Here is a 9,595-nt window from a genome sequence, read left to right on the forward strand (position 1 = left end):
GGAGTGCCGGCGAAACGTCCTCGTACTGGGTGTACTTGGATGTTTTGCCGGTGCTTCCAGGCGGGATGATCCGGCGTCGCGCGCCCGGCAAGATCCGGAAGAGAGGGCCGAGGACGACGTCCCGGCCGGATCGCGCTCCGCCTCGCGGGCGGATCCCCGCACGGCCCCCGCCCGGCGCGGGTCCCCCGGCCGAGGGAGTGGCGGTGCCATGGTCGGGGAAGCCGGATGGCGGGAAGGAGATTGGGCATGGACACCGGAATCGTGATCATCGGGGCAAGCCTGGCCGGGGCGAAGGCGGCCGAGGCGCTGCGCGCGGAGGGCTACGGGGGGCCGATCACCCTGGTCGGCGACGAGAGCGAGCGGCCGTACGAACGGCCGCCGCTCTCCAAGGGGTACCTGCTCGGGAAGGAGGAGCGGGAGAAGATCTACGTCCACCCCGCCGACTGGTACCAGCAGCACGACGTCACCCTGCGGCTGGGCGTCGCGGCCACGGCGATCGACCCGGCCGCGCACACTGTCACCGTCGAGGGCGGCGACCGCCTGCCGTACTCGAAGCTGCTGCTGACCACCGGCTCCTCGCCGCGCACGCTGCCCGTGCCGGGCGGCGACGGGGACTTCGTGCAGACCCTGCGGCGGGTCGGCGACAGCGAGCGACTGAAAGCGGCGTTCAAGCCCGGCGCCCGGGTGGTGATCGTCGGCGCGGGCTGGATCGGCCTGGAGGCGGCGGCCGCGGCCCGCACCGCGGGGGCGGAGGTCACGGTGCTGGAGGCGGCCGAGCTGCCGCTGCTGCGCGTCCTCGGCCGGGAGGTCGCGCAGGTCTTCGCCGACCTGCACCGCGCGCACGGCGTGGACCTGCGGTTCGGCGTCAAGGTGGCGGAGCTGCGGGCGGACGGCGTCCGGCTGGGCGACGGCAGCACGGTGCCCGCCGATGTGCTGCTGGTCGGCGTCGGCATCAGCCCGAACACGGCACTCGCCGAGCAGGCCGGGCTGACCGTCGACAACGGCGTCCGCACCGACCAGCACCTGGCGACCTCGCACCCCGACATCTACGCGGCGGGCGACGTGGCAAACGCTTTCCACCCGCTGTTCGGGAAGCCGATCCGGGTCGAGCACTGGGCGAACGCGCTGAACCAGCCGACCGTCGCCGCGGCCGCGATGCTCGGCAAGGACGCCGTGTACGACCGGGTGCCGTACTTCTTCACCGACCAGTACGACCTGGGCATGGAGTACACGGGGTACGCGGAGCCCGGCGGCTACGACCGGGTGGTGTTCCGCGGTGACGTCGCCGGGCGGGAGTTCATCGCGTTCTGGCTGTCCGGCGGCAGGGTGCTGGCCGGCATGAACGTCAACGTGTGGGACGTGACCGACCCGATCCGCGAACTGGTCCGCTCCGGGCGCGGTGTGGACCCGGAGCGGCTGGCGGACCCGGCCGTGCCACTGACCGGGATCTGACGGGGCCGGTCAGGTCAGTTGGGCTGTCTGACTCCCCCGTGGTCAGTTGGGCTGTCTGACTCCCTCGTGGTCAGTTGGGCTGTCTGACTTCCTCGTGGGCCTTGGTGAGCAGCTGCATGGCGAGGTCGTTCAGGGCGCGGGCCCCGGCGACCTCCTCACCGACCCGCAGCTGCGGGCGGTCGGCGTGGTGACGGGTGGAGTAGCCGTGTGCGCGGACCTCCGTTCCGTCGGCGAGGCGGACCATCGCGGCAGCCTTGGTGCGGTTGCCGTCCTCCTCGAACTCCATCTCGATGTGCCATCCGACCAGCGTCTTCATGGCCGCCACCTCCCGGGTGGGTACAGGGTGTTCAGCTTTCCGGCTGGTTCGCCGTGGTGGGCTCCTCGGAGGCCGGTTCGCAGTCCTCGCGGCCGGTCTCCGTGTGCACCACCCGGATCGGGTGGTGCGGGTCGTCGATGTGGATGACCTGCTGGGGCTGTCCGCAGCGCGGGCAGAGCAGGGGGATCGGGTGCATCTCGGCCGTCCACGCGCCCCGCGGCGGGCGACTCCCGGGCCCGCGTGGCCTCCTCATCAACCAGTGTGCCGCGCCCGGGTGCTCACCGCTGGGCGGGCAGCGCGGGGTGCACGGGGACGGTGACCAGGACGGCCGTGCCGGAGTGCACCTCGAAGCGGGCGATCGCCGACGGGGCCAGCCCGGTGCCGCCGCCGGTGCGCAGTTGGGTGTGGCCGCCGTACTCGGTGGCGGGGACGGTCCAGCTGGTCACGGTCTGGTGGGATCCGTCCGTGCCGACGGCGATCAGGCTGCAACTCTGCGGGCCCGACAGGTGGCCGAGGTCGAGGGTGACCCGGCTGCCCCAGGCGGCCGGGTCGACGCCGACCGTGGCGGACACCCCGGAGTTCGCGTCGGTGGCGCTGAACTGCTGCGCCGCGACGGCGACTTGAGGTCCTTCGGTGAGCGCCCAGGTGACCGCGGGGCCGCCCAGCGCGAGGATCGCCGCCACCGCGGCCAGCACCAGCCGCCGCACCCGGGCGCGCCGCCGCTCGGCCACCACCTGCCCGGCCAGCCGGTTCAGCAGCTCGGGCGGCGGCTCGTCCGGCTCCGCGACCACGGCCACCGGCTCCGGGCTCGCGGCGGGCGCGAGTTCGGCCAGCAGCTCGGTGACGGGGCCGAGCTCGGCGGCCTCGGCGGTGCAGCGCGGGCAGTGCGCGAGATGGGCGGCGAACCGGGCCTCCTGCTCGGGTTCGAGCACACCGAGCAGGTGGGCAGCGAGGTCCTGGTGCGGATCGGGGTACTCATGGGCGCCGGGGGTGGTCATGGTGTCACTCCCCGTTCCTCCAGGGCGAGCCGGAGGGCTCGCAGAGCGTAGTAGAGCCGGGACCGGACCGTGCCGGGCGGGACGCCCAGGACGGCGGCGGCCTCGGTGGCGGTGCGTCCGCGCAGATACGTCTCGGTGATCGCGCCGCGGTGCGCCTCGGACAGCGAATCGAGTGCGTCGGTGAGTGTCATCAGCCGCAGCACGCGGTCGAGTTCGTCCTCGGCGGGGATCCGTTCCAGCTCGCCGTCGGGGACTTCGCGGGGCCGGGCGCTCTGGCCGCGCCGGCCGTCGATGACGATCCGCCGGGCGACGGTGGCCAGCCAGGGCCGCAGGCTGCCATGGTCGGTGTCGAGCCGGTCCAGGTGCCGCCAGGCGCGGACCAGGGTCTCCTGGACGACGTCCTCGGCGCGCTGGCGGTCGCCGCCGACCAGGTGCAGCACCATCCCGTACAGCGGGCGCGCGTGCTCGCGGTACAGGACGCGCATCAGCCGGTCCTCGGCGGCGGGACCGGTGGGACGGGTCCGGCCGGTCGCGGCGCCGTCGTGACCGGTGGTGCGGGGGTGCTCGGCCACGGCGCCATCCTCGCGCGGGTGCGGCCGCGGGTCGATCCGGGACGGCGGGTGCGGGGCGCGCGGCTGCCGGTGCGGGGCGCGCGGCGGGCCGGGGTTCTCAAGTCCGGCCCGGCCGGTGTCGATAACCGTGCCAGGGGTGCGGCGCGGGCGCCCGCGCCGCACTCCCTCGGCTCCGGCCACCATTCCGGTGCCCGTTCAGTACCCGCCGCCGGACGGCATGCTCGGCCCCGAGCCGGCCATCGGCATCGCCTTGTCGCCGGTCGGGGTGGTCGCCCACCAGGTGCCGCCGACGCCCTGGCCGTTGGTCTGGCCTGGCTTGGTGTCGGGGGTGTAGCGGTACAACGGCCAGCCGTTCAGGGTGACTTGATGAGTGCCGTCGGGGCGGGTGACGGTGGAGACCAGCTTGGCGTCGATGCCCTTGAGGGCGGGCGCGCCGCTGCCGGTGGTGAGTTCGGGCGGCCAGAGGGTGGCGCAGTCGCCGGTGCAGTGCGTGGCCGAGGGGTTGTTGGTGTCCTGGTCGAAGCGGTACAGGGTGAACCCCTGCCCGTCGGTGACCAGGGTGCCGAGGGTGCCGTTGTGCTCGGTCATCAGCGTCGTGGCCTGGGTCTGACTGCCGGAGTGCATGGTCGAGGAAGAACTTCCGCCGCCGCCGCTGCCGCAGCCGGCGATCAGTGCGGCAGCGGCCAGGGCACCGGCGGCGAGCATGGTGACGCGGCGGCCGCTGGGGGCCGTTCGGCCGGTGATGGTCATTGGCTTGCTCCCGTCCGGGAGGGGTGCGGTCGGCCGGGCCGCCGGATTGCCGGGCCCCGGGGTTCGACCGGTTCGCCCGGGGGTACGTACGGCAGGTCCTGAACGTTCAGCGGGAGTCGGGTCGCCCGGAATAGTTCCGCAGGTGGCAGGGTTGAGGCGGGCGTGGGTCCGGGAGCGGGCCCGCTAGGGAAAGACCCGGCTGTGGAAGGCAGGTGGCGGCGATGAGCACGGTGGAACTGACCAAGGACAACTTCGACGAGGTGGTCCAGGGTGAGGACGGCAAGGGGTTCGTCCTGATCGACTTCTGGGCGGCCTGGTGCGGTCCCTGCCGCCAGTTCGCGCCGGTCTTCGAGCGGGCTGCCGAGAAGCACACGGACATCACTTTCGCGAAGGTCGACACCGAGGCGCAGCAGGAGCTCGCGGCGGCGTTCGAGATCCGGTCGATCCCGACGCTGGCGATCATCCGCGAGGGTGTCCTGGTCTTCGCCCAGCCGGGCGCGCTCCCGGAGGCGGCCCTGGAGGACCTGATCGGCCAGGCCCGCAAGCTCGACATGGCGGAGGTGCACGCCGGCGTGGCGGCGCAGAACGCCAAGCAGAACTGACGTACACCGCACGTCGGTTGACGGCATGACGCCACGAAAGGGGCGCCGGGAATCTCCCGGCGCCCCTTCGTGCTGCCCGCGTGAAGCCCAGCAGGCCGGGCAAGGCGAGAACAATGCCGTCCGGACAGCACGAAAGGCCCGCCGGGCGCTCGAAAGCGCTCGACGGGACTTGCGGGTGGCCTCAGTTGAGGGTGGCGTTCATCTCCCACTGGAGCAGCTCGGCCCCGTCCGGACCGGCGGTGACCCGCTGGCCCTCGGCGCCGGTGATGCGCAGGGCGTCGCCCTCGCGCAGCAGTCCGGCGCCTTCGACGGCGGCCTCGCCGCGCGCCACGTAGAGGTGGACGAACGGGGCGGTGGCGAGTTCCAGCGTCTCGTTCGGGCGGATGCGTGCGACGTGCAGCGCGGCGTGCTTCTGCCGGATGCCGATCGCCCGCTGGTTGGAGTGCTTGCTCATGCCGGACGCGAGGGTGGTCCAACCGCCCTGGACGAGCTGGTCGTTGATGTCGAGCTGCTCGTAGCCGGGGTCGATGCCCGCGGCGTCCGGGATGGTCCACATCTGGATGAAGCGGACCGGGTCCTGGTGCTGCGGCTCGCCGGTGATGGTCCAGGAGTCGTTCTTCTCGCTGTGCAGGATGCCGGTGCCGGCGCTCATCCGCTGGGCGAGACCCGGGTAGATGACGCCGTTGTGGCCTTCGGAGTCCTGGTGGACCAGGCCGCCGTCGAGCACCCAGGTGATGATCTCCATGTCCCGGTGCGGGTGGGTCTCGAACCCGGTGCCGGGGGCGACGATGTCGTCGTTGGAGACCAGCAGCAGGCCGAAGTGGGTGTTGGCCGGGTCCCAGTGGCGCGAGAACGAGAAGGAGTGCTTGGAGTCCAGCCAGCCGGCGCGGGTGTGGAAGCGCTGGTCGGCGCGGCGCAGGTCGATCGTGGATGCCATCGGGTCCTCCTTCGTGGGCTGTTGTTGAATCATAAACCATTCCGCCCGCCCGCGCATTCCGCCGCGCCCGCCCGGCGGTCGCGGCGCGCTGCCGTGCGACTGTCGGACCCCCGGAGGAGACTGCTGCGGGACCGCGCACAACCGAGTTCCGGATGGTTCACGATGAGCGACGTACGGGAAGTCCTGCTGGCCGTCGGCACGCAGAAGGGCCTTTTCCTGGGCCGCAGTTCGGGCCGCGAGAAGTGGGAGTTCAGTGGCCCGCACTTCCAGATGAACGCGATCTACTCGGTGGGCATCGACCGCCGGGGCGGGCGCACCCGACTGCTGGTGGGAGCGGACAGCAGCCACTGGGGCCCGTCGGTCTGGTGGTCGGACGACCTCGGCGCGAGCTGGCAGGAGCCGTCGAAGCCGGCGGTGCGCTTCCCGGAGCGGACGGGCGCCTCGCTGGAGCGGGTCTGGCAGTTGCAGCCGGCCGGCGAGGAGGCGCCGGGCGTGGTGTACGCGGGCACCGAGCCGGCCGCGCTGTTCCGCTCCACCGACGGCGGCGAGTCGTTCTCCCTGGTCGACGCCCTGTGGGACCACCCGCAGCGCGAGCACTGGGGCGCCGGTTTCGGCGGCCAGGGCATGCACACCGTGGTCACCGACCCGCGCGACGCGGACGTCCTGACGGTGGCGGTCTCCTCCGGCGGCGTCTACCGCACCACCGACGGCGGGCGCAGCTGGGAGCCGTCCAACACCGGGATCCGGGCCGACTTCCTGCCGGACCGCTTCCCCGAGTACGGCCAGTGCGTCCACAAGATGGCCCGGGACGCGGCCGATCCCGACCGGCTGTACCTGCAGAACCACGGTGGGGTGTACCGCAGCGACGACACCGGCCGGACCTGGGAGTCGATCTCCGGAGACCTGCCCGCAGACTTCGGCTTCGGCGTCGCCGCCCACCCGCACACCTCGGGCACCGCGTACCTGTTCCCGCTGGACGCCGACTACGCCCGCCTGCCGGTGGAACGCCGCTGCCGGGTCTTCCGCACCACCGACGCGGGCGAGACCTGGCAACCGCTGGAGACCGGCCTGCCGCACGAGAACCACTACGGCGTCGTCCTGCGCGACGCCCTGTGCACCGACGACGCCGACCCGGCGGGCGTCTACTTCGGCAACCGCAACGGCGAGGTGTACGGCTCCGCCGACGGCGGCGAGAGCTGGTCGCTGCTCACCTCGCACCTGCCGGACGTGCTCTGCGTGCGCGCCGCGATGGTTTAACGGGGACGGTCGGTTCAGGCGGCGGCCGGACGGACGGTTCAGGCGTCGGCGGCGCGCAGGCGGTCGGCGACGGTGCCGAGACTGTCGGCCAGCGCGGCCAACTGCTCCGGGGTGAGCACGTCGATCAGCGTTTCGCGGACGGCGGCGAGATGCCCCGGGGCGGCGGCCCGCAGCGCCTGCCGGCCCTGCTCGGTGAGTTCGGCGAACACGCCGCGCACGTCGCTGGCGCAGGAGCGGCGGCCGACCAGTCCGGCCTTCTCCAGCTGGGTCACCTGGTAGGTCAGGCCGCTCTTGGAGGTGACCAGCCGGTCGGCCAGGTCGGTCATCCGCAGCGAGCCGCCGGGCACGGCGGACAGCTGCACCAGGATCTCGTACTGGGTGTGCGACAGCCCCGCGTCCTCCTTGAGCTGGCGCTCCAGTCGGCGGGCGACCAGGTTGGTGGCCTCGACGAATCCGCGCCAGGCGGCCATCTCGGTCTCGTCGAGCCAGCGGGGTTCGTCCATGTCCCGCATCCTACTCCGGTTGTTCAAATTTGAACTCAGGTGTACCGTCGAAAGCGTTCGGTTCAAATTTGAACCACACGAGGCGCCCAAGCCAGGAGGACGGACCCATGAGCACCGCCACCCCCGAGCGCATGCCCGCTCTCTACCTCTCGCACGGCGCGCCCCCGCTCGCCGACGACCCGATCTGGCCCGGCCAGCTCGCCGCCTGGTCCGCCGACCTGCCCCGCCCCAAGGCGATCCTGATGGTCTCCGCACACTGGGAGGAGGCGCCGCTGGCGATCGGCGCGGTGCGGACCATCCCCTTGGTGTACGACTTCTGGGGCTTCCCCGAGCACTACTACCAGGTGCGGTACGCCGCCCCCGGCGCACCCCAACTCGCCGACTCCGTCCGCAAGTTGCTGCGCACCGCCGGCACCCCCGTGCAGGACGTGCCGGACCGCGGCCTCGACCACGGCGCGTACGTCCCGCTGGTCGAGATGTACCCCGGCGCCGACATCCCCGTCCTGCAGATCTCGCTGCCCACCCTCGACCCGCAGGAACTGCTGGCGATCGGCCGCAAACTCGCCCCGCTGCGCGACGAGGGCGTCCTGATCGTCGGCTCCGGCTTCTTCACCCACAACCTGCGCGCCCTCTCCCCCGACGGCCGAATCAGCTCCGTGATGGCCGAGTTCGACGACTGGGGCCGCCGCGCCCTCGAGGCCCGCGACCTCGACGCCCTCCTCGACTTCGAACACAAGGCCCCCGCCGGACGCCTCGCCCACCCCCGCACCGAACACTTCGCCCCCCTCTTCGTCACCCTCGGCGCAGGCGAGGCCGACCTCGGCGACCAGCGCAGCGTCATCGACGGCTTCTGGATGGGCCTCGCCAAGCGCTCGATCCAACTCGGCTGACCGCCCGCCGCCCCCTCCGGCCCTCTGGCAGGATGACCCGCCGGAGGGGGTTCACCGTGACCGATGACCGGGCGTGGTGGTTCCGGGCCCGTCACGTCCTGGTGGCCGTCGTCGTCGGTTGGGCGTGCACTGCCGTGGTGTTCCCTGCCGACGCCGAGGTGACGGACCTGGCCCGGCGTTGTCTGGACGGGCCGGGGGTGCCGCAGTACGTGATGGTGCTCGCCGTGGTGGGGCTGGTGCTGAGCGCGGTGGGGACCATCTGGGGCTTGGTCCAGCTGGTCGTGGTGATGCGCCGACGGGGTCCTCGGCCGAGTCGCGGGCATCCGATGCTGTGGCTGGTAATGCCGCTGGCCGCGGTCGGACTGGTGGTCCAGGTGGCGGCGGAGCGGACGGCGGCGGACGAATTCGGGCCGCGGCCCAGCCCCTGCGTCGGCTCCGCCCCGCTGCTGCCCGGCCCTCAGTAACCGCAGGTGAAGCGTTCGCCGTGGTGCCGGGGCGATTCCAGTTCGTCCACCAGGGCGGTCGCGAGGTCGGCGAGGGAGATGGTGGACAGGCCGTCCGGGGTGGCGACCAGGTCGTCGGTGGCGGTGCGGTAGACACCGGTGCGTTCGCCGGGCAGCAGGCTCTGGGGCGGGCTGAGTACCGTCCAGTCCAGGTCGCTTACGGTACGCAGGTACTCCAGTGCGCGGCCGTGCGCCCGCATCATCTCCAGCTGGCGCGGTGACACGGACGGGTCGTCCCACAGGCGGGTGCCGGACGGGGTGGTCAGGCTGCCGGCACTGCCGACCACCAGCAACCTCGGGGCCTGGTCGGCGAGTTGACGCAGGCCGGCGACGAGCGCGTGCGCGGCCGGCTCGATCAGCCGGCCCCGGCCCGGGCCGTCCCCGCCGCCGACCGCGCTCACCAGTACGTCAGCTCCCGCCGCGACCCGCGCCACGTCCGCCGGGTCCAGCACGTCCCCGCGCTCCACGCTGATCGCCAGCCCCTGGTACTCCTCCGGCCGCCGCACCACCGCCGTCACCTGATGCCCCCGCGCCAGCGCCTCGGTCACCACGCACCGACCGATCTCCCCGTTGGCCCCGACCACCACCACCCGCATACCCGACCAGCCTCCCGCTCCACCAGCCCGACCCCCCATCAGACCACGGCGCCGGCCACCGGCCCGGCAACGAAACCCGCTGCGCAAACCGCTGCGCGGGGCCGGAAACGGGGGTGCGGGCCGGGAGCGGGAGTGCAAGCCGCTGCGCGGGGGCGGGAGCAGGCACGCAAACCGCTGCGCGGGGCCGGGAGCGGGGACGCAAACCACTGCGCGGGGCCG

Annotated in this window: 13 protein-coding genes; 5 read left to right on the forward strand and 8 right to left on the reverse strand. The window is 72.9% G+C overall.

The window, feature by feature from the left end; translation table 11 throughout:
* Positions 1-246 precede the first annotated feature (246 nt).
* The gene (locus ACIHEI_RS33375; RefSeq protein WP_396609344.1) at positions 247-1,452 is read left to right on the forward strand and encodes an NAD(P)/FAD-dependent oxidoreductase; all 1,206 of its coding nucleotides are present in this window, start codon (positions 247-249) and stop codon (positions 1,450-1,452) included.
* 70 nt (positions 1,453-1,522) lie between these two features.
* Here ACIHEI_RS33375 and ACIHEI_RS33380 read toward each other — a convergent pair whose 3' ends face one another.
* From ACIHEI_RS33380 to ACIHEI_RS33400, 5 genes are all read right to left on the reverse strand, one after another.
* On the reverse strand, positions 1,523-1,768 hold the full coding sequence (locus tag ACIHEI_RS33380) for a DUF1876 domain-containing protein (RefSeq protein ID WP_392948166.1): 246 nt from the start codon (positions 1,766-1,768) through the stop codon (positions 1,523-1,525).
* 31 nt (positions 1,769-1,799) lie between these two features.
* A complete protein-coding gene (locus tag ACIHEI_RS33385; protein WP_387645315.1) occupies positions 1,800-1,964 on the reverse strand; it encodes a hypothetical protein in 165 nt (54 codons plus the stop codon).
* 82 nt (positions 1,965-2,046) lie between these two features.
* Positions 2,047-2,766 carry an anti-sigma factor family protein gene (locus tag ACIHEI_RS33390; RefSeq protein WP_396609345.1) on the reverse strand — a complete coding sequence of 240 codons (720 nt, stop codon included), beginning with the start codon at positions 2,764-2,766 and terminating at the stop codon, positions 2,047-2,049.
* A complete protein-coding gene (locus tag ACIHEI_RS33395) occupies positions 2,763-3,251 on the reverse strand; it encodes a sigma-70 family RNA polymerase sigma factor (RefSeq protein ID WP_392948718.1) in 489 nt (162 codons plus the stop codon). Before ACIHEI_RS33395 ends, ACIHEI_RS33390 begins: the two co-directional genes overlap by 4 nt.
* 282 nt (positions 3,252-3,533) lie before the next feature.
* On the reverse strand, positions 3,534-4,088 hold the full coding sequence (locus ACIHEI_RS33400) for a hypothetical protein (protein ID WP_396609346.1): 555 nt from the start codon (positions 4,086-4,088) through the stop codon (positions 3,534-3,536).
* A gap of 221 nt (positions 4,089-4,309) precedes the next feature.
* Here ACIHEI_RS33400 and trxA point away from each other — a divergent pair, with 221 nt between their 5' ends.
* A complete protein-coding gene (gene trxA, locus ACIHEI_RS33405) occupies positions 4,310-4,690 on the forward strand; it encodes a thioredoxin (RefSeq protein WP_387645326.1) in 381 nt (126 codons plus the stop codon).
* A 181-nt stretch (positions 4,691-4,871) separates the two neighbouring features.
* Here trxA and ACIHEI_RS33410 read toward each other — a convergent pair whose 3' ends face one another.
* Complete coding sequence (locus ACIHEI_RS33410) at positions 4,872-5,627, reverse strand: pirin family protein (protein ID WP_396609347.1); 756 nt, start codon at positions 5,625-5,627, stop codon at positions 4,872-4,874.
* Between the two features lie 162 nt (positions 5,628-5,789).
* Between ACIHEI_RS33410 and ACIHEI_RS33415 the strand changes: the two genes are divergently transcribed.
* On the forward strand, positions 5,790-6,884 hold the full coding sequence (locus ACIHEI_RS33415; protein ID WP_396609348.1) for a WD40/YVTN/BNR-like repeat-containing protein: 1,095 nt from the start codon (positions 5,790-5,792) through the stop codon (positions 6,882-6,884).
* A 38-nt stretch (positions 6,885-6,922) separates the two neighbouring features.
* Here the strand turns inward: ACIHEI_RS33415 and ACIHEI_RS33420 are convergent, their stop codons facing one another.
* Complete coding sequence (locus tag ACIHEI_RS33420) at positions 6,923-7,387, reverse strand: MarR family winged helix-turn-helix transcriptional regulator (protein ID WP_387863576.1); 465 nt, start codon at positions 7,385-7,387, stop codon at positions 6,923-6,925.
* Positions 7,388-7,494: 107 nt separating this feature from the next.
* Here ACIHEI_RS33420 and ACIHEI_RS33425 point away from each other — a divergent pair, with 107 nt between their 5' ends.
* Together ACIHEI_RS33425 and ACIHEI_RS33430 are read left to right on the forward strand one after the other, a co-directional pair.
* Positions 7,495-8,277, forward strand: a complete 783-nt coding sequence (locus ACIHEI_RS33425; protein ID WP_387863579.1) for a dioxygenase — start codon at positions 7,495-7,497, stop codon at positions 8,275-8,277.
* 56 nt (positions 8,278-8,333) lie between these two features.
* Complete coding sequence (locus ACIHEI_RS33430) at positions 8,334-8,741, forward strand: hypothetical protein (protein ID WP_396609349.1); 408 nt, start codon at positions 8,334-8,336, stop codon at positions 8,739-8,741.
* Here the strand turns inward: ACIHEI_RS33430 and ACIHEI_RS33435 are convergent.
* Positions 8,735-9,376 carry an NAD(P)-dependent oxidoreductase gene (locus ACIHEI_RS33435; protein WP_396609350.1) on the reverse strand — a complete coding sequence of 214 codons (642 nt, stop codon included), beginning with the start codon at positions 9,374-9,376 and terminating at the stop codon, positions 8,735-8,737. The two genes, ACIHEI_RS33430 and ACIHEI_RS33435, sit on opposite strands and share 7 nt — an antisense overlap.
* Positions 9,377-9,595: the final 219 nt, after the last annotated feature.

The sequence above is a fragment of the Kitasatospora sp. NPDC051984 genome, from assembly GCF_044593455.1.
Taxonomy (GTDB): domain Bacteria; phylum Actinomycetota; class Actinomycetes; order Streptomycetales; family Streptomycetaceae; genus Kitasatospora.